18 protein-coding genes are annotated in these 22,253 nt (G+C 64.3%); 11 read left to right on the top strand and 7 right to left on the bottom strand.

Annotated elements, in window-relative coordinates; translation table 11 throughout:
• The first annotated feature begins 7 nt into the window (after positions 1-7).
• From CK215_RS27085 to CK215_RS27065, 5 genes are all read left to right on the top strand, one after another.
• Positions 8-745, top strand: coding sequence for a CpaD family pilus assembly protein (locus CK215_RS27085; protein ID WP_095832741.1), 738 nt, complete (start codon positions 8-10; stop codon positions 743-745).
• 31 nt (positions 746-776) lie between these two features.
• Entirely contained in the window at positions 777-2,060 is a 1,284-nt protein-coding gene (locus CK215_RS27080) for a CpaE family protein (RefSeq protein ID WP_170950412.1), read from the top strand.
• Positions 2,061-2,090: 30 nt separating this feature from the next.
• Positions 2,091-3,590 (top strand): CpaF family protein, encoded by a 1,500-nt coding sequence (locus CK215_RS27075; protein WP_095832740.1) that lies wholly within the window; start codon positions 2,091-2,093, stop codon positions 3,588-3,590.
• A gap of 131 nt (positions 3,591-3,721) precedes the next feature.
• Positions 3,722-4,735: a type II secretion system F family protein gene (locus CK215_RS27070; RefSeq protein ID WP_066996441.1), complete on the top strand. Its 1,014-nt coding sequence runs from the start codon at positions 3,722-3,724 to the stop codon at positions 4,733-4,735.
• Between the two features lie 13 nt (positions 4,736-4,748).
• Positions 4,749-5,765, top strand: a complete 1,017-nt coding sequence (locus tag CK215_RS27065) for a type II secretion system F family protein (protein ID WP_066996444.1) — start codon at positions 4,749-4,751, stop codon at positions 5,763-5,765.
• Positions 5,766-5,950: 185 nt separating this feature from the next.
• On the opposite strand, the gene CK215_RS27060 is transcribed toward CK215_RS27065, so the two are convergent.
• The gene (locus CK215_RS27060; protein WP_095832739.1) at positions 5,951-6,778 is read right to left on the bottom strand and encodes a tetratricopeptide repeat protein; all 828 of its coding nucleotides are present in this window, start codon (positions 6,776-6,778) and stop codon (positions 5,951-5,953) included.
• Positions 6,779-6,900: 122 nt separating this feature from the next.
• Here CK215_RS27060 and CK215_RS27055 point away from each other — a divergent pair, with 122 nt between their 5' ends.
• From CK215_RS27055 to pdeM, 5 genes are all read left to right on the top strand, one after another.
• Positions 6,901-8,265, top strand: coding sequence for a leucyl aminopeptidase family protein (locus tag CK215_RS27055; protein WP_095832738.1), 1,365 nt, complete (start codon positions 6,901-6,903; stop codon positions 8,263-8,265).
• 74 nt (positions 8,266-8,339) lie between these two features.
• Complete coding sequence (locus CK215_RS27050) at positions 8,340-8,690, top strand: MarR family winged helix-turn-helix transcriptional regulator (RefSeq protein WP_066996450.1); 351 nt, start codon at positions 8,340-8,342, stop codon at positions 8,688-8,690.
• 50 nt (positions 8,691-8,740) lie between these two features.
• A complete protein-coding gene (locus tag CK215_RS27045; protein WP_095832737.1) occupies positions 8,741-9,610 on the top strand; it encodes an NlpC/P60 family protein in 870 nt (289 codons plus the stop codon).
• Between the two features lie 228 nt (positions 9,611-9,838).
• Positions 9,839-12,370 (top strand): ligase-associated DNA damage response DEXH box helicase, encoded by a 2,532-nt coding sequence (locus CK215_RS27040; protein ID WP_095832761.1) that lies wholly within the window; start codon positions 9,839-9,841, stop codon positions 12,368-12,370.
• Positions 12,371-12,386: 16 nt separating this feature from the next.
• The gene (gene pdeM, locus CK215_RS27035) at positions 12,387-13,103 is read left to right on the top strand and encodes a ligase-associated DNA damage response endonuclease PdeM (protein ID WP_095832736.1); all 717 of its coding nucleotides are present in this window, start codon (positions 12,387-12,389) and stop codon (positions 13,101-13,103) included.
• Between the two features lie 7 nt (positions 13,104-13,110).
• On the opposite strand, the gene CK215_RS27030 is transcribed toward pdeM, so the two are convergent.
• The 3 genes from CK215_RS27030 to CK215_RS27020 are packed head-to-tail and all read right to left on the bottom strand — an operon-like array spanning position 13,111 to position 17,721.
• Entirely contained in the window at positions 13,111-14,046 is a 936-nt protein-coding gene (locus tag CK215_RS27030; RefSeq protein ID WP_095832735.1) for a DmsC/YnfH family molybdoenzyme membrane anchor subunit, read from the bottom strand.
• A gap of 13 nt (positions 14,047-14,059) precedes the next feature.
• Positions 14,060-14,794: a 4Fe-4S dicluster domain-containing protein gene (locus CK215_RS27025; RefSeq protein WP_095832734.1), complete on the bottom strand. Its 735-nt coding sequence runs from the start codon at positions 14,792-14,794 to the stop codon at positions 14,060-14,062.
• Positions 14,791-17,721 carry a molybdopterin oxidoreductase family protein gene (locus CK215_RS27020; RefSeq protein WP_095832733.1) on the bottom strand — a complete coding sequence of 977 codons (2,931 nt, stop codon included), beginning with the start codon at positions 17,719-17,721 and terminating at the stop codon, positions 14,791-14,793. Before CK215_RS27020 ends, CK215_RS27025 begins: the two co-directional genes overlap by 4 nt.
• Before the next feature lie 278 nt (positions 17,722-17,999).
• On the opposite strand from CK215_RS27020, the gene CK215_RS27015 reads away from it, so the two are divergent.
• Entirely contained in the window at positions 18,000-18,908 is a 909-nt protein-coding gene (locus CK215_RS27015; protein WP_095832732.1) for a LysR substrate-binding domain-containing protein, read from the top strand.
• Positions 18,909-18,920: 12 nt separating this feature from the next.
• Here CK215_RS27015 and CK215_RS27010 read toward each other — a convergent pair whose 3' ends face one another.
• From CK215_RS27010 to CK215_RS27000, 3 genes are all read right to left on the bottom strand, one after another.
• A complete protein-coding gene (locus tag CK215_RS27010) occupies positions 18,921-20,177 on the bottom strand; it encodes an Hsp70 family protein (RefSeq protein ID WP_095832731.1) in 1,257 nt (418 codons plus the stop codon).
• Between the two features lie 172 nt (positions 20,178-20,349).
• A complete protein-coding gene (locus CK215_RS27005; RefSeq protein WP_067322676.1) occupies positions 20,350-21,138 on the bottom strand; it encodes a TIGR02186 family protein in 789 nt (262 codons plus the stop codon).
• Positions 21,138-22,055 carry a sulfite exporter TauE/SafE family protein gene (locus tag CK215_RS27000; protein ID WP_066996707.1) on the bottom strand — a complete coding sequence of 306 codons (918 nt, stop codon included), beginning with the start codon at positions 22,053-22,055 and terminating at the stop codon, positions 21,138-21,140. The genes CK215_RS27005 and CK215_RS27000 overlap by 1 nt, the downstream gene beginning before the upstream one ends.
• Between the last annotated feature and the right edge of the window lie 198 nt (positions 22,056-22,253).

Here is a 22,253-nt window from a genome sequence, read left to right as displayed (position 1 = left end):
AGCGGACATGTCCAACTCAACATCGAAGGCCATGACGATCGCAGCGGCACAATCCGGCCGCGAACGATTCCGCGGGTCGTCTCCGGTCCTGGCGATCGCCCTTGCGGCGTCGCTCGCCGGATGCGCCAACTTCCATCGCGACAGCGTGACAGTGGGCTCCATTCCGGACGACTACCGCACCAATCATCCGATCGTTATCGCCGAGAAGAACCAGAAGATCGACCTCCCGGTCGGCGCCGGTGATCGCGGCATGACGGCTTCGCAGCGCGACACTCTGCTCGGCTTCCTCGACGGCTACGACAGGAGCGCCGCGCCGGCGCTGACGATCGCGGCCCCGGTGGGTTCCGCGAACCAGGCCGCCGCCCAGGCCGCGAGCCGCGATTTCGCCAGACTTGCGATGGCCGCAGGCGTCAAGCGCAACAATATCATCATGACCTCCTATCAGTCGGCCGTGCCCGAGGCTTCGGCGCCGGTCCGCGTGGCCTTCGTGGCGGTGAGGGCACAGACCGACAAATGCGGGCGTTGGCCCGAGGATCTGACCGAGACTTCCGAGAACAAGCACTACGCCGATTTCGGGTGCTCCTATCAGAACAACCTCGCCGCCCAGATGGCCAATCCCAACGATCTGCTCGGGCCACGCAAGCAGTCCGACATCGATGCCGAAAATCGCGGCGCGGTGATCGACGTCTATCGGGCGAGAGGCATTTCGGATGAGTTCCTCGGCAATTCGGAAGTGACTTACTGAGCCCGCGGCGGATCACGGAAAGAGCATGACGATGAGCAATCTTGCCTACGACACGCCTGCGGATACCGGCGATCTTTCGCAACAGGACATCGCCGCCATGCAGGCGCTGCGCCCGGTGCCGCGCATCTCGATCCAGGCTTTTTGCGAGACCGAAGGCGTCGCAAATCCGATCGGGCGCGCCGGCGAGGATCGTCGCATGGCCAAGGCCCATCTCAAGGTCCATATGGGCGGCATCGCCACCGCGATCGAATTCTACCAGTCGGCGCCGACGCCAAACCTGATCCTGCTGGAATCGCGCAGCGAGCCGAAACAGCTGCTGGAGCAGCTCGCTCAGCTCGCCGAATATTGCGATCCGACCTCGAAGGTCGTGGTCATCGGCCATTACAACGATGTCGGACTCTACCGGGAGCTTATCCGTTCGGGCATTTCCGAATATGTCATCGCGCCGGTCTCGATGACCGATATCGTCAGCGTCGTCTCGTCGATCTTCGTCGATCCCGAGTCCGATCCGATCGGCCGCTCCATCGCCTTCATCGGCGCCAAGGGCGGTGTCGGATCCTCGACGATCGCCCACAACGTCGCCTGGGCGATGTCGTCCTTGTTCAAGTCCGAAGTCGTCGTCGCCGATCTCGATCTCGCCTTCGGCACCGCCAACATCAACTTCGACCGGGACCCCGCGCAGGGCATCGCCGAGGCGGTGTTTTCGCCCGAGCGCGTCGATGAGGTCTATCTCGACCGGCTGCTCGCGCAATGCGCCGAGCATTTGTCGCTGCTGGCGGCACCGTCCACGCTCGAGCGCGTCTATGATTTCGATCCGGACGCCTTCTCCCAGGTCATCGAAACGGCGCAGCGCAGCGCGCCCTTGCTCGTGCTCGACGTCCCTCACGTCTGGAGCGGTTGGACCAAGAGCACGCTGATCAAGGCCGACGAGATCGTCATCACGGCCACGCCGGAACTCGCCAATCTGCGCAACACCAAGAATATGGTCGACATGCTGAAGCGGCTGCGTCCGAACGATCCGCCGCCGAAGCTGATCATCAATCAGGCGGGCGTTCCCAAACGACCGGAGATCGCGGCATCGGATTTTTCCGAACCGCTCGGCATCACGCCGATGGCGGTGATCAATTTCGAGCCGCTGCTGTTCGGCAACGCCGCCAACAATGGCCGCATGCTCGGCGAGATGGATGCCAAGAGTCCGGTCGTCGGCACGATCAACGAAATAGCGCATGTGCTGACAGGGCGCAGCGAGATCAAGGCGAAGAAGAAGGCAAGCCTTGGCGCCATCCTCGGCAAGCTTTCACGCAGCAAGAAATGACGCTCGCTGAGCGGCATCGGGTAGTCGATCATGTTTGGTAAAAGAGGCACAGACGACGGCAGCCGGGCAGCTCCCGAATTCCGTCCGCCAGCACCTCCTCCGGCCGCTCCCGCTCCGGCTGGGACGATCGCTGTCGATCGGCCGGCCGCGCCCGCGCCGAGCACGCCCGCCGCGTCCCCCGTTCGCCGTCCGGTGGAGGCGCCGCCGATGGCGCCCGAGCCGCCGAAAAGGGTCCAGCGCGAGCGCGGCGAAACCTATTATGACACCAAGAGCCAGGTGTTTTCCGCGCTCATCGACACGATCGATCTTTCGCAGCTCGCCAAGCTCGATCCGGAAAGCGCGCGCGAGGAAATCCGCGACATCGTCAACGACATCATCGCGATCAAGAATTTCGCGATGTCGATCTCCGAGCAGGAGGAGCTGCTCGAGGATATCTGCAACGACGTGCTCGGCTATGGGCCGCTGGAGCCGCTGCTCGCGCGCGACGACATCGCCGACATCATGGTCAACGGTTCAAAGAACGTCTACATCGAAGTCAACGGCAAGGTCGAACCGACCAGCATTCGCTTCCGCGACAACCAGCAACTGCTCAACATCTGCCAGCGCATCGTCAGCCAGGTCGGCCGCCGCGTCGACGAATCGAGCCCTATTTGCGACGCGCGCCTTCCCGACGGCTCGCGCGTCAACGTGATCGCGCCGCCGCTGTCGCTTGATGGCACCGCGCTCACCATCCGCAAGTTCAAGAAGGACAAGCTGACGCTCGACCAGCTGGTCAAGTTCGGCGCCATCTCGCCGCAAGGCGCGGAGATCCTGAAGATCATCGGCCGCGTCCGTTGCAACGTCGTCATCTCGGGCGGTACCGGCTCGGGCAAGACGACGCTGCTCAACTGCCTGACCAACTACATCGATCGCGAGGAGCGGGTCATCACCTGCGAGGACTCGGCCGAGCTGCAGCTGCAGCAGCCGCATGTGGTCCGTCTCGAAACCAGGCCGCCCAATCTCGAAGGCGAGGGCGAGGTGACCATGCGCGACCTCGTCAAGAACTGCCTGCGCATGCGGCCCGAGCGGATCATCGTCGGCGAGGTTCGCGGACCGGAAGTGTTCGACCTTCTGCAGGCGATGAACACCGGCCATGACGGCTCGATGGGAACGATCCACTCCAACAGCCCGCGCGAATGTCTGAACCGTATTGAATCGATGATCGCCATGGGCGGCTATTCGCTGCCGCAGAGGACGGTGCGCGAGATCGTGGTCGGCTCGGTCGACGTGATCGTCCAGGCGGCTCGTCTGCGCGACGGCTCGCGCCGCATCACCCACATCACCGAGGTGATCGGCATGGAAGGCGACGTCGTCATCACCCAGGACCTCGTCCTCTACAACATCAAGGGCGAGGACGCGAGCGGCCGTCTGATTGGCGAGCATGTCTCCACCGGCATCGGCCGGCCGCATTTCTGGGATCGTGCCCGCTACTATGGCGAGGAGCAGCGCCTCGCCAACGCGCTCGAGGCCATGGAGAAACGCGCTGACTAGAGCAATTCCAGGAAAAGTGCGTAGCGGTTTTCCGTCCGGAATTGCGTAAAAACAAATACTTAGAGCGGGTCAGCGCTTTTATCAAAAGCTGAACCGCTCTAGTGCATCTGGAGGTGTAGGGGCCCCGGTCGATGTTCGGAATTGACACCACGGTTCTGGCTTTCGTCGTGCTCGCGGGCCTCAGCGCCGGCGCGATAGCCTATGCTTTCCTGTTCAAGCGCATCGATAACGAAAAGCAGGCCGGCAAGCGGCTTGAAACGATCAAGACGGCCGAGACCGACCGATCGGTGGTGAAGGCTACGCGCGACCGCGCCGCGGAAGCGGTCAGACGGCGCAAGACGCTTCAGGATTCGCTCAAGCAGCTCGATGAAAAGCAGAAAACCAATGACCGCAACGTCAAGAAACCGCCGCTGAGGGCCCAGATCCGCCAGGCCGGCATGACCGTCTCCCTCGAGCGCTTCTACATCTACTCGGTGATCTGCGGCATCGTGCTTACGATCCTCGCCTTTCTTGCCGGCGCGCCGTTGCTGGTCCTGCCTGGCGCTCTCTTGGCCGGAGCCCTCGGCCTGCCGCGCTGGTTCGTCTCGTTTCGTCGCGCGCGCCGGGTGAAGGCCTTCCTGGAGGAATTCCCGAATGCCCTCGACATCATCGTGCGCGCGGTGAAGTCCGGTCTGCCGCTCAACGACGCGATCCGCCTGATCGCCAATGAATCCCCGGAGCCGGTCCGCTCCGAATTCCGCCGTATCGTCGATTCCCAGCAGATGGGTATGTCGATCCCCGATGCCACCATGCGCATGTCCGAGACCATGCCATGCACCGAGGCCGGCTTCTTCGGCATCGTCATCCAGATCCAGTCGCAGGCCGGCGGCAATCTCTCCGAAGCGCTGGGCAACCTTTCGCGCGTGCTGCGCGACCGCAAGAAGATGAAGGCCAAGGTACAGGCGCTGTCGATGGAAGCAAAGGCATCCGCCGTCATCATCGGCGCCCTGCCGTTCGTCGTCGCCTTTCTCGTCTATCTGACAAGTCCGAACTACATCATGCCGCTATTCACCACCAGCGTCGGCAATCTGATCCTCGGCTGCTCCGGCGTCTGGATGTCGATCGGCATCCTGGTGATGCGCAAGATGATGAACTTCGAAGTGTAGGGACGCGGATCCAATGACAGACCAGGTCGTCAAGACGCTAACCGATCCTTCGTTTCTTATCGCGCTCCTGGTCGGCATCGCGGTTTTTGCGACCGTCTTCACGCTCATGCCTGCGCTTGGCGGCAATCAGCTCAAGGCGCGCATGAAAACCGTGGCGCTCGAGCGTGATGAGCTGCGCGCCAAGCAGCGCCAGCGGCTCGCCAATGAAGCCGATCGCCGCCGCAAGGGTTTGCGCGAGGAACAGTCGATCGGCATGCGCAACATCGTCGAACGGCTGGATCTCAAGCGCGCGCTTGCCGACGAAGGCACGCTGCAGAAGCTGAAAGTCGCGGGCTTCCGCGGCCAGAATCCGCTGACGCGCTTCCTGTTCTTTCGTCTCATCCTGCCCTTCGTCGGATTCGCGCTCGCGGCGATCTATCTGTTCCTTCTCGGCGGTCTGGCGCAGCAGCCTGCCTTCATCAAGCTGTTCGTCTGCATTCTTGTCGCCTATGGCGGCTTCTATGCGCCGATCCTCTACGTCAACAACCGCGCCACCAAACGCAAGCAGTCGATCCAACTGGCATGGCCGGACGCGCTCGACCTGATGCTGATCTGCGTCGAATCGGGCATGTCGGTGGAAGCAGCGCTTCGCAAGGTCGCCGACGAGATCGGTACTCAGTCCGTCGCCCTCGCGGAGGAATTCGTGCTCACCAATGCCGAGCTCTCCTATCTGCAGGACCGCAGGGTCGCTTACGAGAACCTGGCAAGCCGCACCGGCCTGGATTCCGTGAAGGCGGTGACCCAGGCCCTGGTCCAGGCGGAGCGCTACGGCACGCCGGTGGCGCATGCGCTGCGCGTGCTCGCCTCGGAAAGCCGCGACATGCGTATGAATGCGGCCGAAAAGAAGGCCGCAGCGCTGCCGCCCAAGCTCACCGTGCCGATGATCCTGTTCTTCCTGCCGGTTCTGTTCGCCATCATTCTAGGGCCGGCCGGCATCCAGGTCAGCCAGCGCGGCATCTTTGGCGATCAGCACAATTCCAGCAGCCAATAGGCGAAGCCATCGAAGTCATGACAGAAGCCGCGTGGCAGGCGCCGCGCGGCTATGCTGTTTGGCCTAACCTTGAAGCAATTCCAGGAAAAGTGTGTAACGGTTTTCCGTCCGGAATTACGGAAAAAACAAACAGCTAGAGCAGTTCGCGGTTTCCGTAAGCCGTGACCTCTCTAGGTGCCGGGCGGTCAGTTGGTCGCGACCTTCGCCTTGCCCTTGTCCTGATCCTTGAGCTGGCTCCAGGCGTTCTGCTGCGCAAGCATCTGGCGCAGATAGGCGATGTTGGCCTGCGCCTGCTCCGGCGAAAGCTCCTGCGAGGCGATCTTTTCGGCCTCGTCGAAGCGGCCCTGCAGGCCGACGACCAGCGCCAGGTTCTGCCGCACCCGGCTGTCTGCGTTAGGCTGCTGCGCGGCCGAGCGCATATAGGTCTCGGCGGTGCGCAGATCCCCCTCCAGCACATAGGACATGCCGAGATTGGAAAGGATCGAGGGTTCGTTCGGCTTGAGCTCGAGCGCCTTCCGGTAGTCCTGACGTGCCTCGTCCCGCTGCCCCATTTGGTCGAGGATGGCGGCTTCCGCCGAAACCAGGCGCCAGTCCGGATATTCCGGCGTCTGCGCGCGGCGCACCGCATCGAGCGCCTGCTCGAACTGCCCGTTGGCGGCAAGCGCCTTGCCGTAGGCGGCGAGCACGTCGCGGTCCTTGGGGTAGGCGATCGCGAGCTTGCGCATCACCGCCAGCGACTGGTCGGCGTCGCCATCCATCTGCAGCGCCGCGGCATAGTTGGTGGCGATGCGTTTGTCATTCGGGTTCCGGGCGTAGGATTCGCCGAGCCTGGTCGTGGCACTGTGCAGGTCGCTGGCCGACATCGTTTCCAGGGGCCGGTTGTCGGAGCGGGAAATGGAGCCAGTCGTGAACTTGCTGGTGCTGCCGCAGCCGGCCACGCTGGCCGCCAGCATCGCCATCAATGCCGTGGTGACCAGACGCTTGCTTGTGAAGGTCAACGCTTTGAGCGGCATCGGCGCCTATCTCCATTCCTGCGCGGCCATTAAGCTGGCCGTCTTCCCTCCCACAGAAATATTCTGTTAACCCTAACGGATCGTTAAGAAGCCGACTCGCTGTGCCGGCCGGAGACCATCGAATGCCTGTTGAACTCGTTGACCAGAAACCGGAAGCAGCCTTGCCAGTCTACCTGGTGGGAAAGGATGGCCTCGACGGCACTGGCCTTTCCCCTTCCGTCATCGCCTGGGCACGGGCCAACGGCTTTTCCGGCGAGGCGGGCCGCACGCTCGTTCTGCCGGGCGAAGGTGGCGGTCTCGCCGGCGCGCTGTTCGGCACCGGCGACGGCGAGAGCCAGCTTGCCGTGGGCGCCCTGGCGCGGTCGCTGCCCGAGGGTGAATGGCATTTCGCCCAGGATCTGCCAGCGCCCGATCTTGCGGCGCTGGCCGTCGTCCTCGGCGGCTACGCCTTCACCCGCTACGGCAAGAAACCCGGCTGGGCGTTGCGCTTCGCGCTGCCGTCGGGCGCCGACGGCGCGCATGTGCGCCGCACCGCCGAGGCTATTTTCCTGACGCGCGATCTCGTCAACACGCCGACGAGCGACATGGGGCCGGATGAGTTGGAGGAGGCCGTCCAGGCATTGGCAGCCGGGCACGGTGCCGACGTCTCCGTCGTCAAGGGTGACGATCTCCTGGCGCGGAATTTTCCGATGATCCATGCCGTCGGCCGCGCCTCGGCCGGCGCGCCGAGGCTGATTGACATGACCTGGGGCCCGAGCGACGCGCCGAAGGTGACGCTGGTCGGCAAGGGCGTCTGCTTCGACACCGGCGGCCTCGACATCAAGCCGTCGTCGGGCATGCTGCTGATGAAGAAGGACATGGGCGGCGCCGCCAACGTGCTGGGTCTCGCCTCGATGATCATGGCGGCGAAACGAAATGTGCGGCTGCGCGTGCTGATCCCTGCGGTCGAGAATTCGATCGCCGGCAATGCCTTCCGGCCTGGCGACGTGCTGAGGAGTCGCAAGGGCATAACGGTGGAGATCGGCAACACCGATGCTGAAGGCCGGCTGGTGCTGGCCGACGCTCTGGCGCTTGCCGACGAGGAAAGGCCGGCCCTGCTGTTCGACATGGCGACCTTGACCGGAGCGGCCCGTGTTGCGCTCGGCCCCGATCTGCCGCCCTTCTACACCGGCGACGAGGCACTGGCGTCCGACCTGGCTGCGGCTTCGCTTGCTGTCGAGGATCCGCTGTGGCGCATGCCGCTGTGGCGTCCCTATGACGCGAAGCTTTCCTCGAAGATCGCCGACGTCAACAATGTCACGACGGACGGCTTCGCCGGATCGATCACGGCGGCGCTCTTCCTCAAGCGCTTTGTCGAGAAGACGCCCGGCTGGGCGCATTTCGACATTTTTGCCTGGAACCCGAATGACCGCCCGCACGGCCTGACCGGGGGCGAGGCGCAAGGCATTCGCGCGCTGGAGCGAGTGATCTCGAAGCGCTTCGGGTGAGTGTGACGAGAAAACTGGCAAAAGCCGCCGCGGACTGAAACGGAAGCGAAACAATTTGCCGTCATGGTTGGCAAATGTCGATCTCGATGCGCCCGAGCCAGGCCTTGCGACTGTGGCAGCAGGTATTGCTGTCGCAGGTGCGCGACGACGCGCCCGACCTCACCATGCGCCAGACCGCCATCCTGCTCACCATCTACCTCGATCCGCCGCCGCATACGGTGCGCGGGCTGGCCGCGAGGCTCAACGTCACCAAGCCGGTCATTACCCGCGCGCTCGACACGATGGGCGCGCTGAAGCTGGTCTCGCGCCACCGCGACGAGCTCGACAAGCGCAATGTGCTCATCCGGCGCACGGTGGAGGGCGCGCTCTTTGTCGAGCGCTTCGGCGATGGTATCGTCGCAAAGGCGCATGAGCTGCCCATCTGACCGACAACTCGTCTGTCTGACCGATAAACTCATTTGACTGGACTACCGATTTGACCGCCAGGGATGCCCGCCTTCACGCCTTTCGTTCCGATCTCGCCGATGCCAGGCTGAAGGGGGAAGTCGCCGCCGATCGCTTTGTCGCCGGTCGCCCAGCGCGGATCACCACCGCCGTCGCCGACCTGCGCAAGGCTCCGCGCCCCGATGCCGGCATCAACACGCAGGCGCTGTTCGGCGACGACGTGCTGGTCTTCGAGGTTGCGGAAGGCTGGGCCTGGGTGCAGGCCGAGCGCGACGGCTATGTCGGCTATGTGGCCGACAATGTGCTCGGCGCACGTGAGCATGCGCCCAGCCACATCGTCTCCGTGCCGCGCACCTTCCTCTATCCCGGACCGGACCTGCGCTCCCCGATCGGCGGGCAACTGTCGATGGGCTCCGCGGTGACGGTGACGGGTTCCGCCGAAACGCGCGGCACGCACTACGCACTGTTGCCATCGGGCCAGGCAGTCATTGCCCGCCATCTGCGGCCGCTCGCCGAGGTGGCAGCCGACTTTGTGACGGTCGCCGAAAGCTTCCTCGGCACGCCTTACCTCTGGGGCGGCGTCTCCGGCTTGGGCATCGACTGCTCCGGCCTCGTGCAACTGTCGATGCGCATGACCGGCAAGGATGTGCTGCGCGACTCCGACATGCAGGCGGCATCGATCGGGACGCCGCTCGAGCCGGGCGAGCCGGGCCCTGACTTTTCCGGGCTGCAGCGCGGCGACCTCGTCTTCTGGAAGGGCCACGTCGCGATCATGACCGACGCGAAGGACATGATCCACGCCAATGGCGACACCATGCTGGTCTCGCGCGAAGGGCTGAAGGAGGCCGTCGAGCGGATCGGCTATCTCTATGGCGGCCCGACCGGGTTCCGCAGGCCTTAGCGCCGCCCTAACCTCTCCCCATGGGAGAGAAGTCGGATTGCCCCGATTTGCTCTTCGCAAATCGGTTGGCAATGGGTGAGGGGTAAGTAGGCCGAGCTGGATCACCCTCATTAGTCTCGGCGCTGCGCGCCGGGCCACCTTCTCCCACAAGGGGGAGAGGGGAAGAATGATCCCCTTTTGTTCCGATTTTCCTTGGCGATCGCTTGCCAGCGCGCTACCTCTTTGCGCGTGACAGAGCAGCCGCGCCTCGCCGAACAGAATGTCGCCGTCCTTCTCCCCGAGCCGTTCGTAAAATGGTTCGCTGCAAAAGGCTGGTCGCCGCGCGCCCACCAGCTCGAACTGCTGGCGAAGGCTCAAGCCGGCCAATCGGCGCTGCTGATCGCGCCGACCGGCGCCGGCAAGACGCTGGCCGGATTCCTGCCCTCGCTTACCGAGCTCGCCAGACGTCCGCGCCGCAGGCCCGGTGGGGCGCACCGTGGCATCCACACGCTCTACATCTCGCCGCTCAAGGCGCTGGCCGTCGACATCGAGCGCAACCTCGGCAAGCCGGTCGAGGAGATCGGACTGCCGGTCACCATCGAAACCCGCACCGGCGACACGCCCTCGCACAAGCGCCAGCGCCAGAAGCTTGCGCCGCCCGACATTCTGCTCACCACCCCCGAACAGCTCGCTCTTCTGATTGCCTCGGCCGACGCCAGGCGCTTCTTCGAGGATTTGCGTTATGTCGTCCTCGACGAATTGCATTCGCTCGTCACCTCGAAGCGCGGGCATCTTTTGGCGCTAGGCCTGGCGCGGCTGCGCGCGTTTGTCCCTGAGCTGCAGACCATCGGCCTGTCGGCTACGGTCGCCGAGCCGGATGAATTGCGGCGCTGGCTGGTCAGCCAGGCTTCCCCTGAGGCCATGTCCGAGTTGATCGTCGTCACAGGCGGCGCCAAGCCCGACATCTCCATTCTCGATTCCGAGGAGCGGGTGCCATGGGCTGGCCATTCCGCCCGCTACGCCACTCCGGAGATCTATCGCGAGGTCAAGAGGCACAAGACGACGCTGCTCTTTGTCAACACGCGCAGCCAGGCCGAGCTGCTGTTTCAGGAGCTGTGGCGCGTCAACGACGACACGTTGCCGATCGCCTTGCATCACGGCTCGCTCGACGTCGCCCAGCGGCGGCGGGTCGAGAAGGCGATGGGCGAAAACGCCTTGCGCGCTATCGTCGCCACCTCGACATTGGACCTGGGCATCGACTGGGGCGATGTCGATCTGGTCGTGCATGTCGGCGCGCCGAAGGGGGCCAGCCGCCTGGCGCAGCGCATCGGCCGCGCCAACCACCGCATGGACGAGCCATCGAAGGCGATCCTGATCCCGGCCAACCGGTTTGAGGTGCTTGAATGCCGTGCCGCGCTCGACGCCAACTATCTCGGCGCGCAGGACACGCCGCCTTTGGTCAATGGCGGGCTCGACGTGCTGGCGCAGCATGTGCTCGGCTGCGCCTGCGGTGCCCCGTTCCACGCCGACGCGCTGTTTGATGAGGTGAGGTCGGCTGCGCCCTATGTCAGCCTAGACCGCCCGACATTCGACCGGGTCATCGACTTCGTCGCCACCGGCGGATACGCGCTGAGAAACTACGAGCGCTACGCCCGCATTCGCCAAACCAAGGAAGGCTTGTGGCGAGTATCCAATCCCCGCGTGGCGCAACAGTACCGGCTCAATGTCGGGACCATCATCGAAGTGCCGGCCCTCAACGTTCGTTACGTCCAAGCTGGAAGCAAGGGCGCGGCCTCGCGCGGCGGCAGAGTCTTGGGAAAGATCGAGGAAGCGTTTCTCGAGACCTTGACCTATGGCGACACTTTCATGTTCGCCGGAAGGGTTCTGCGCTTCGAGGGTATCCGCAACAATGAGTGCTTCGTGTCGAATGCTCCCGGAAGCGAAGCAAAGGTGCCCTACTACGGCGGCGGCAAATTCCCGCTTTCGACTTATCTCGCCGAGCAGGTGCGCGCCATGCTCGACGATCCGCAGCGCTGGAAAAAGCTGCCCGAGCAGGTGGCCGATTGGCTGCGGTTTCAGGCGGATAAATCCGTCCTGCCGAAACGGGACGATCTGCTGATCGAGACCTTTCCACGCGGAAACCGGCACTATCTCGTAGCCTATCCGTTCGAAGGCAGGCTCGCGCATCAGACGCTGGGCATGCTGCTGACGCGCCGCCTGGATCGAGCGGGCGCCAAACCGGTCGGCTTCGTTGCCACCGACTATGCGTTGGCTATTTGGTCGCTGGCCGACATGGGCTGGATGTTCAAAAACAAAAAACCATCGCTGGCTGCGCTCTTCGATCAGGACATGCTCGGTGACGATCTCGAGGCATGGTTTGCCGACAGCTGGCTGCTCAAGCGCACCTTCCGCAACTGCGCGCTGATTTCCGGATTGATCGAGAAACGTCATCCCGGCAAGGAGAAAAGCGGCCGCCAGGTCACCGTCTCGACAGACCTGATTTATGATGTGCTGCGCAGCCACGAGCCCGACCACATCCTGCTCCAGGCGACGCGTGCCGATGCAGCGACCGGATTGCTCGATGTCAGCAGACTTGCCGAGATGCTCTCGCGCATCCGCGGTCGAATCGTGCATAAGGACCTGGAACAGATATCGCCGCTAGCCGTGCCGATCATGCTCGAAATCGGCAAGATGCCGGTGCATGGCGAGGCGGATGAAACGCTGTTGATGGATGCCGCCACCCTCGTTGAAGAGGCCATGGGGCCGGAGATGGCCGACTGAGCGAAGGCAAGAGGGGATGGATTTTTCGCTGTCGCGCGCAACGCTGATCGCCGAGGCCGACTTTGTCGGCATCGCCGGCGAACGCGCGGTTTGCGACCGGCGCGGCGTGCTCTATTTCCCCGATCTGCGGCTGCTTGCGGTCTCCGACCTGCATCTCGAAAAGGGCTCGTCCTTCGCCAGGCGCGGCGCGCTGATCCCGCCTTATGACACAGGTGCGACCTTGCTGCGCCTGCAGGCCGTGATCGCCGACTACGGTCCGCGGATCGTCGTCAGCCTTGGCGACTCCTTCCACGACGGCGGCGGCGCCGAGCGCATGCATCTAAGCTTCCGCGAGCGGCTGGAGGCGATGATGGCCGGCCGCGACTGGTTCTGGGTTGCCGGCAATCATGATCCGGATGCTCCCGCCGACCTGCCTGGCGAGACGGTGAGGGAACTCGCGATCGGTTCGCTTGTCTTCCGCCATGAACCATCCAAGCTGCGGGTGGAGGGCGAGATCGCCGGCCATCTGCACCCCTGCGCCCGCATCGTCCAGCGCGGCCGCTCGGTCAGGCGGCGCTGCTTCGCCGGTGACGGCGGCCGCATGATCATGCCGGCCTTCGGCGCCTATACCGGCTCGCTCAACGTGCTCGACCGCGCCTATGCCGGACTGTTCCGCCTGGAAACGCTTGTTGCCTACATGCTGGGTGCGGAGCGCATCTTTGCCATTTCCGGCTCGATGCTGCGGCCGGGCTGAAGCGGCTTCATCTGCCGTAATAGAGCGTGACGGTGTGCTTTGCCTCGGAGAAGAACAGCCAGCGTTCGACCAGCATGCCCGCGAATTGCATAAGCGCTGCAAGCAGTGATGCGGCTGCTGCGAAAGGCCATGGCAAGGCGAAGGCGATCACGAGCAAGATGGCCGGCACGGCGAAGGCCAGCACCTGCGTGATGCGCCTCAGCTTCGCGCTATGCTTGCGCGCAATGCGAAAACCCATCTCCTTGAGCAGGTAGTTTTCTTCGGTGTGCGGCCATTCGATGGACCGCACCGTGCCGCCGGCGAGGCCGGTCGCCGTGTTGGCCGTGGTCGGTATTTCCAGCCGATCGTTGTAGTGCCAGGTCGCAAGCTTCCAGCCCCACCCGGCGAGCGTGGCAAGCAGCGCGCCGACCAGAACCACGGTTGATCCGGCCCCGAAGCTTCGCAGCAGGCCGTTGAGCAGCAAGCCACCCGTCATTACCGAGAAGATAAGATAAGCCGGCAAAGTATAACGGCTGTGCCACTGCGCGATCGGTTTCAGCGAGGCATAGATCATTCCGGTCGTGCAGACTGTCACGACGGCGCCGGCGGCAGCCAGCAGGCCAACGATGGCGACCCAACCGCCGCTTTTGCCCATCAGCACCCAGCCAATGCCGAACAGCCCGGCCGGGATGAAGGTCGCGACCGAGGCGGCCCCTTCGCGCGACAGCCAGGAGCTTCGCCATTGCGAGAAGGCGCGCCAGGCGCGTTCAGGGCGGCCGAGATGGCCGGTCGAGGAGAGCAGGCCGGCCGCGATCAAGCCAAGCGAAAGCGCCATGCCGACGAGCCCGAGCCAGAAATCGGGTGCGATGAATCCCAGCCCGCCAAGAACGCCGAGCAGCGCCAGCAGGCCGTAACCGGCCCCGGTGGCGGTGGTGAAGAACACGACGGAATAGGCGGGATGCATGGCTGCGCGAATTTCAGTTCGAAAGCATGCGGTCGATCCAGCCGAGGAAGCCTCCGTCGGCCCGGATCGGTTCCAGCGCCGGTGCGTCCACCTTCGCCGCGTGCTCGGTACGGGCGCGCGGGGGAAGGTATTTGTTGGTCGGCTGGTAGCCAAGCTCGGGCATCAACTCGACGCCGCCACGCTCTTCTACCAGGTGCGAGATTGCCGAGGCGGGATCGCCCAGATCGCCGAAATGCCGGGCGCTGGTCGGGCAGGCGGCGACGCAGGCCGGCATGCGGTCCTCTGTCGCCAGATTGTCGTTGTAGATGCGGTCCACACAAAGCGTGCATTTCTTCATCACGCCGACATCCATATCGAATTCGCGCGCGCCATAGGGACAGGCCCAGCTGCACAGCTTGCAGCCGATGCACTTGTTCTCGTCCACCAGCACGATGCCGTCGGAGGCGCGCTTGTAGGAGGCGCCGGTCGGACAGACGGTGACGCAGGCTGGCCGCTCGCAATGCAGGCAGGAGCGCGGGAAGTTCACCGTGCGGCCGCCTTGTTCGGTCGTGTGCTCATAGCTGTGCACGCGGTTGAACCAGACGCCGTCGACACGCCCGCCATACGGATCGATGTCGGTCAGCGGCGCCATGTGTCCGCCGGTGTTCCATTCCTTGCAAGCGGTAACGCAGGCCTGGCAGCCGACGCAGGTGTCGAGGTCGATGACGAGGCCGAGCTTCTTCTCGGTTTGGGCGGGCAGGCAGGTCATTCGGCGGCTTCCCTTTTTATGCGGAATCCATCGCCGAACCGAAGCACATCCGGTGACGGCTCGAAATTTGGCGGCTGCCGCAAGCGCTCGAATTGCGGCTCGGTGAAGCCGGCCTCTTCCGCGGCGCATTTGGCGATACGCACGCGCACGTCGAACCATGCCGCCTGTCCGGTGACGGGGTCGGAGTTCGAATAACGCTTGCCGTTGACGGTAGCCGCGGTCTGGTCGCCGATGATGTGATTGAGCAGGAAGCCGCGATTGCTCTCTGCGGCGTCGTCCTTCAGCCCCCAGCTGCCGCGCCGCTTGCCGATAGCGTTCCAGGTCCAGACAGTGTCCGGGTTGACGCCGTCGATCAGCTTGATCTGACCCTTCACGCGGCCGTTGATGCTTTCGATCCACACCCAGTCGTCGTCGGCCAGCCCAAGCCTCGCTGCCGTCCGCCGGTGCACGAACAGCCGGTTCTGGCTGGTGATTTGTCTCAGCCACGCATTCTGCGAGCCCCAGGAATGGTACATATGCATCGGCCGCTGCGTCAGCGCATGCAGCGGATATTTCTGGAGATCGACGGTGTCGTCCTCGAAGGGCGCGTACCAGAACGGCAGCGGGTCCATATAGGCTTCGATCCGGTCGCGCTCGGCCTCCGGCGGCTGCACCTTGCCATGACCGCGCGCGGCGAGGCGAAAGCGCTGCATCGGCTCCGAATAGAGCTGAAAGATGATCGGATCGGCCTTGGAGATGAATCCCATCTGCACGGCAAAGTCGAGATAGGCGCGGTTGCCCATCTTGTAATAGCGCTGGTCGTCGGCGAACCCGTGGTGCCAGAAACCGCCATTGTCGATGTAGCGCTGCAGCTGGTCCGGGTTCACCTCGCCTTTGCCGATCGCGTCACCGTTCTTACCGCGCCAGCCGGCAAGCGGGCCGATGCCGGGCGTGCGCTCGTGGTTGACGATGTAGTCGGCATAGTCGCGGTGTTTCGCCGAACCGTCTTCGTTGGCGAAACCAGGCAGGCCGAGCCGCGCGCCGAGCTCGATCAGCACCGACTGGAACGGCCGGACATCCCGGTCCGGCTGCACCACCGGGTGACGGATGGCATCGCCCGGCCCGTCGGCATGGCTGATCGGCCGGTCGAGCAGGCTGATGCAGTCGTGCCGCTCGAGATAGGTCGTGTCGGGCAGCACTAGGTCGGCGAACGGCACCGTCTCGGAATAATAGGCGTCGGAATAAATGATGAAGGGGATCTTGTAGTCGCCCGCCTCGTCCCTGTCGGTGAGCATACGAACCGTCTCGACGGTATTCATCGAGGAGTTCCAGGCCATGTTCGACATGTACATCATCAGCGTGTCGATCGGATAAGGGTCGCCGGCCCAGGCATTGCGGATGACGCTGTGCATCAGGCCGTGGGCGGCCAAGGGCGCTTCCCAGGAATAGGCCTTGTCGATGCGGATCGGTGTGCCGACCTCGTCGACGAGCAGATCGTCGGGCCCTGAGACGAAGCCGAGCGGCATGCCCTCCAGCGGCGTCATCGGGCGGACGTTCTTGCCTGCGGGCTTTGGCCCCGGCGGCGCGCAACGCGGATAGGGCGGCTTGAAGCGGAAGCCGCCGGGCACGTCCACCGTGCCGAGCAGAACCTGCAGCAGGTGGATGGCGCGGCAAGTATGAAAGCCGTTGGAATGGGCCGAGATGCCGCGCATGGCATGCATCGACACCGGCCGGCCCTTCATCGTCTCGTGCCGGCGGCCGGCCCAATCGGTCCAGGCGACCGGCAGCTCGATCGCCTGCTCGAAGGCGACATGCGCCAGCTCCGCCGCGATCCGTCGGATGGTGTCGGCGCCGACCCCGCAGCGCTCCGCCACCGCCTCCGGCGAATGGCTTTCGTGCAGGTATCGGTCGGCGATCAGCTGAAATACCGGTGCGCAGCGGCGTCCATTGACGGTGTAGTTGCCGGTCAGTGCTGGTTTGGCATCCGGATCGGCGGCATTGACGGGCGCCTTCGCCACCCTGTCCCAAGCCAACAGGCTGCTGTCGCCATCGAGCATGAACAATCCGTCATCGGCGGAACCGGGATCCTGCACGACAAGCACCGGCGCGTTGGTGTAGCGCAGCAGATAGTCGAGATCTATGCGGCCGGCCTTGAGCAACTCATGGACGAGCGCCAGCACGAACAGTCCGTCCGTGCCGGGTCGTATGCCGATCCAGTCATCGGCAATCGCGTTGTAGCCGGTGCGGCAAGGGTTGATCGACACCACCTTGGCGCCGCGCGCCTTGAGCTTGCCGAGGCCGATCTTGATCGGGTTGGAATCGTGATCCTCGGCGACGCCGAACAGCATGAAGTATTTCGTATTGTCCCAGTCGGGCTCGCCGAACTCCCAGAACGAGCCGCCGATCGTGTAGAGCCCACCGGCCGCCATGTTGACCGAGCAGAAGCCGCCATGGGCGGCGAAGTTGGGCGTGCCGAACTGGCTCGCCCACCAGCCGGTCAGCGACTGCGACTGGTCGCGCCCGGTGAAAAAGGCAAGCTTTCTCGGATCGGTGCGGCGGACCGCCGACAGCCGCTCGGTGGCGATGGTGAGCGCTTCGTCCCATTCGATCTCGCGAAACTCGCCGGAGCCACGAGGCCCTGTGCGCAGCAGCGGCTTCCTCAGCCGCGCCGGGCTGTAATGCTGCATGATGCCGGCGCTGCCCTTGCCGCAGATCACGCCCCGGTTCACCGGGTGGTCTTTGTTGCCGTTGATGTAGCGCACCTTGCCGTCCTTGATGTGGACGTCGATGCCGCAGCGGCAGGCGCACATGTAGCAGGTGGTTTTGGCGATGCGGTCGGACACGCTCGGCGAGGTCTCGACGCCGTCGCCTTCGTCAGGCGCCTGGCTGTCGGCCAGCGGCCGCTGCGAGGGCGCGGAGTTTGCGCCGCGTGGTTCAGCTAGGCTCATTATCCGCGAACGCTCTTGCCGCTTGCCATCTTGGCCTTCGTCTTCGGACCGGGCCCGCGCATATAATGCAGCTCAGGATGGTAGCGGTCGCCGGCGAACTGCCGCTTCAGCTGGCGGCTCCAATGCGCGAAAAGGGATTTGAAGCGCCCGATCATTTCCAACCTTGGCGGCAGAACGGCCAATTTTTTCCAAGCTCGGGTAAAAAGTTAGAACAAAGCGATTCATCTGTCTAACAAGCCGCTCTTGTAATTCCGATCGATTTTGCTTCTTAGTTGGCCATGACCCTCGATCAGCTTCGCATCTTCGTCGCCGTCGCCGAGCATGGCCACATGACCAAGGCGGCCGACCTGCTCGGCATCTCGCAATCGGCCGCCTCTGCCGCCATCCGCGCGCTTGAAAGCCATCATGGCGTGCGGCTGTTCAACCGGGTCGGCCGCAACATCGAGCTCGCGCAGACCGGCCACCGCTTCCTGCCCGAAGCCAAGGCTGTTCTGGAACGGGCAGCGGCTGCCCACAACGTGCTGGAGCATGTTTCCCAGACCATCACCGGCAGCCTTTCGATATCGGCCAGTCAGACCATCGCCAGCTACTGGCTGCCGAGGCGCCTGGCGTCCTTCCACGAGGCCTATCCGGCGGTGCGCCTGAGCGTCACCATCGGCAACACGCGGCAAGTGGAAACCAATGTGCTGGACGGCCGGGCCGATTTCGGGCTGGTCGAAGGCCGAACCGAGTCCGACATATTGCGGCGCGCCACGGTCGATGAGGATCGCCCGATGCTGGTCGTGGCGGGCTCACATCCCGAGCTTCCGATGACGCCGGCGGGAAACCTCGACATCAGGTCGTTGCGCTGGATCATCAGGGAGGGCGGGTCGGGCACGCGCGAAGCGCTGGAGGATTTCGCGCGCAGTGAAGGGGTTCCGCCGGCGGAGTTGCAGATCTTTCTTGTCCTGCCCAGCAACGAGGCTGTGCGTCAGGCGGTGGAGGCTGGTGCCGGCGCGACCATCATTTCCGAGCTCGTTATTGCGCGCTCGCTGGCGGAAGGCAGCTTGCGATCCGTGCCGGTCGTTCTGCCGAAACGCGATTTCGCCATGATTACCCATCGCGACCGGCAGGCGAGCCTCGCGCAAATGGCGCTCAAGGCGCATCTCTCCGGCAAGCAGGACGCGCCGCCAACGGGCAGGGGCTAGAGCAAGGAAGCGTCAGGCAAATTTGCGTCGCGCATCAAGCGCGAGCCCAAGCCCGACCGAGCCGAACATATCGCCTTCGATGACCGAGGCCTGCGGCACCAGCGAAAGGATCCGCCGCTTTGCCAGCGGGATCGCCGTCGAACCGCCGGTGAGGAACACGGCGGTGATGGCCGAAGCGGGAACGCCTGCGTCGGCGATCGTCCGACTGACCGTCGCGGCCACCCGTTCGATGTCGCCGCCGATCGTCTCTTCCAGGCCGGCGCGCGTGATCCCGGCCGCGAAGCGTACGCCGGGCAGCGACACCTTCACTTCGGCCCAGGAATATTCTGTCAGCGCGATCTTGGCCCGTTCGACCAGTCCGGCCATCGCATGCCCGTAACGATGCTCGACAATGTGGATGAAGCGGTCGACGAGATCGGGGCGCTCGGCTTCGAAGCGGATCTGCCTCAAATCCGAGATCGCCTTCGCGGTGTAGATGAGATTGATGCGCTGCCAGGTCGCGAGGTCGATGAAATAACTTGCCGGCAGATTGCGCTTGCCGTCCTTGGTCGGCATCAGATAGCCGAGCTCGGGCATGATATGGGCGATGCTTAGCAGCCGGTCGAAATCCGTGCCGCCGATATGGATGCCGCGATTGGCCAATATGTCGCCCTTGCGGTCGTCCGAGCGGGCGCGCTCCGGCGAGACGCGCACGATCGAGAAGTCGGAGGTGCCGCCGCCCATGTCGACGATCAGCGCCAGCTCTTCGCGGGCGACGTTCTGTTCGTAGTCGAGCGCCGCCGCGATCGGCTCGAACTGGAAGGCGATGTGCTTGAACCCTTGTGCGCGCGCCGCCTTTTCGAGCTCGCTTTGCGCCCTGGCGTCGGCGTCGGCATCGTCATCGACGAACTGCACGGGGCGGCCGAGCACGACGCGTTCGACCGGGCCGCCGGCATCCTCTTCCAGCCGCTTCTTCAAATGGCTGATGAATAAGCCGATGATGTCGGTGAAGCCGATCAGGCGCGCCTTGATGCGCGTCTTCTCGTTGGCGAGCGAGCTGCCGAGAACGCTTTTCAGCGAGCGCATCAGCCGGCCCTCGACGCTGTCGGTGTAGTCGGCGATCGCGCGGCGGCCGAAATAGGTGTGGCCGTCCTCGAAGTTGAAGAAGACGGCGCTCGGCAAGGTGGGCTGTTCGCCCTCCAGTGCTACCAGTTGCGCCCGGCCGTGGCGGATCACGCCCACTGTGGAATTGGACGTGCCGAAATCGATGCCGCCGAATGCTGGATGCATAGCAGCCTCCTGTCATTGGTTTCGTCGCAGCGCATCGCCGGCGTCGAAAAACGCGCCGTCATCCGGTCGCCGGACCGCTCTGCCGAATTGAATGTGTGCTTGTCCCCGAGTTGGGAGGCGGCGACTTATCCCAAATCCGGGAACAGGGGAACCCTCATTCGCGCGAAAAACGTCAATCCTTGCGGAAAACGATGCGTCCGAGCCAGCCGGTGAGCATGGCAAGCGACACGGCGAACACGCCGTAGAGGAAGGAATAGTCGTGCGCGACGCGGAAGATCGACTGTTCGAAACCGGACTTGCGGATTTCGAGCTGGGCCGAGCTCTCCTTCACGAACATGCCGCTCTTGAACAGGAAGGCGCGTGCCTTATGGGTGCCGACCGGGATGTTGGGCGCGAGCCGGACGGTGGCGCGGAACAGGTTCTGCGACAGGAACTGGACGCCCCCGACATTCTCGCTGTAAAGGCCGGTCGCCGTCTTGCGCTCACGAAGTGCCGAGGTGAATTCCTCGATCGTGATCGGGCTGTCGCTGGGCTCGGCCGGTTGCATGTAGAGGTTCGAAGCGCCGAGAGACAGCTGCTTGTAGCTGTTCGGCTCGGTGATGTCCTGCAGCGGGCGGGTCGTCGCCACCGAGTAGGATACCGGCACGTTCTCGAAAGTCTCCGATTCCAGATTGATCCAGACGCCGAGCACCCTGTCCTTGCGGCGCACGACGACGGGGCGGGCGGGACCCTCCAGCACGACGATGACATCGTAGCGTCCCTGGCGCGCGATCAGCGGATCGGGATTTTCGAGCGAGCCGAAAATGGTGAGGTCAGCGCCGGAAAACCCGGCGGTAATCGAAATGGCGTCGGTCGACAGGCCGATCTGGATGCTTTCCGTCGCCGGCGTCTGTGCCGCCGCCGGCAGTGCTGCGGCAGCGAGCGACAGGATGGCGGCTGCGAACGCTCTCAACGGCCCCATCAGGTCAGGCCCGCGAGCGAATAGCGATTGGGAGGCGTCACGAAAAGGTCGATGGCCAGGCGGATGGCGACGGCCAGAACCAACAGCGCCAGAAGCGCCCGCAACTGCTCGCCGCGCAGCCGCTGGCCCGCCTTGGCGCCATATTGCGCGCCGGCAACGCCGCCCGCCATCAGCAGGAAGGCCAGGATCACGTCGACCGTCTGGTTGGTCGTGGCATGCACCAGCGTGGTATAGGCCGAGGTGAAGATGATCTGGAACAGTGAGGTGCCGATAACGACGTTGGTCGGCACCTTGAGCAGGTAGATCAGCGCCGGCACCATGATGAAGCCGCCGCCGACGCCCATGATCGACGACAGGAAGCCGATTGCCGCGCCGAGGCCGAGCACCGGGATGATGCTGACGAACAGCTTCGAGGCGCGGAAGCGCATCTTGAACGGCAGCCGGTGAATCCAGTTGTGCTGGCCGGATTTCTTCAGCACCGGCGCCGCGCCGCTGCGCGAGGCGCGCAGCGCGTTGACGCTCTCGACCAGCATCAGCCCGCCGACGGTGCCGAGCAGCGCGACGTAGAGCAGCGAAATGAAGAGGTCCAACTGGCCGAGCCGGCGCAGCAGCGCAAAGACATAGATGCCGGCGGTCGAGCCGACGATGCCGCCGGCGAGAAGCACTCCGCCGAGCTTGAAGTCGAGCGTGCCGCGCTTGAAGTGCGACAGCGCGCCGGAGAAGGAGGAGGCTATGACCTGGTTGGCCCCCGTGGCCACCGCGATCGCCGGCGGGATGTTGTAGAAGATCAGGAGCGGCGTGATCAGGAAGCCGCCGCCGACCCCGAACATGCCCGACAGGAAACCCACCGCCGCGCCCATCGCCAGCAGCACGAAGACGTTGACGGAAATTTCCGCGATCGGGAGATAGATGCCCACCCGTCTGTCTCGATCAGTTTGCCTGTCGGCGAATGCCGCCGTCCCCGGCAGTTTCGCACCAAAAAGCCAATTTTTTCTTGCGCGGCGGGGGGGGGGGGGGGGCGCCCCCCCCCCCCCCCCCCCCCCCCCACCCGCGCAAAAGAAGGACAGAAAAAAGGGGGGGGGCGCGGCGCCGGCGCGCCCCCCCCGCGCGGGTGT

It is taken from the genome of Mesorhizobium sp. WSM3864, assembly GCF_002294955.1.
Lineage (GTDB): Bacteria > Pseudomonadota > Alphaproteobacteria > Rhizobiales > Rhizobiaceae > Mesorhizobium.
This window is presented reverse-complemented; position numbering and strand designations above follow the sequence as displayed.

Bases quoted from the DNA above. Each gene is read 5' to 3' on its own strand.
- CK215_RS27085 (WP_095832741.1), top strand. From the start codon at position 8: ATGTCCAACTCAACATCGAAGGCCATGACGATCGCAGCGGCACAATCC.
- CK215_RS27080 (WP_170950412.1), top strand. From the start codon at position 777: ATGAGCAATCTTGCCTACGACACGCCTGCGGATACCGGCGATCTTTCG.
- CK215_RS27075 (WP_095832740.1), top strand. From the start codon at position 2,091: ATGTTTGGTAAAAGAGGCACAGACGACGGCAGCCGGGCAGCTCCCGAA.
- CK215_RS27070 (WP_066996441.1), top strand. From the start codon at position 3,722: ATGTTCGGAATTGACACCACGGTTCTGGCTTTCGTCGTGCTCGCGGGC.
- CK215_RS27065 (WP_066996444.1), top strand. From the start codon at position 4,749: ATGACAGACCAGGTCGTCAAGACGCTAACCGATCCTTCGTTTCTTATC.
- CK215_RS27060 (WP_095832739.1), bottom strand. From the start codon at position 6,778: ATGCCGCTCAAAGCGTTGACCTTCACAAGCAAGCGTCTGGTCACCACG.
- CK215_RS27055 (WP_095832738.1), top strand. From the start codon at position 6,901: ATGCCTGTTGAACTCGTTGACCAGAAACCGGAAGCAGCCTTGCCAGTC.
- CK215_RS27050 (WP_066996450.1), top strand. From the start codon at position 8,340: ATGTCGATCTCGATGCGCCCGAGCCAGGCCTTGCGACTGTGGCAGCAG.
- pdeM (WP_095832736.1), top strand. From the start codon at position 12,387: ATGGATTTTTCGCTGTCGCGCGCAACGCTGATCGCCGAGGCCGACTTT.
- CK215_RS27030 (WP_095832735.1), bottom strand. From the start codon at position 14,046: ATGCATCCCGCCTATTCCGTCGTGTTCTTCACCACCGCCACCGGGGCC.
- CK215_RS27025 (WP_095832734.1), bottom strand. From the start codon at position 14,794: ATGACCTGCCTGCCCGCCCAAACCGAGAAGAAGCTCGGCCTCGTCATC.
- CK215_RS27020 (WP_095832733.1), bottom strand. From the start codon at position 17,721: ATGAGCCTAGCTGAACCACGCGGCGCAAACTCCGCGCCCTCGCAGCGG.
- CK215_RS27015 (WP_095832732.1), top strand. From the start codon at position 18,000: ATGACCCTCGATCAGCTTCGCATCTTCGTCGCCGTCGCCGAGCATGGC.
- CK215_RS27010 (WP_095832731.1), bottom strand. From the start codon at position 20,177: ATGCATCCAGCATTCGGCGGCATCGATTTCGGCACGTCCAATTCCACA.
- CK215_RS27005 (WP_067322676.1), bottom strand. From the start codon at position 21,138: ATGGGGCCGTTGAGAGCGTTCGCAGCCGCCATCCTGTCGCTCGCTGCC.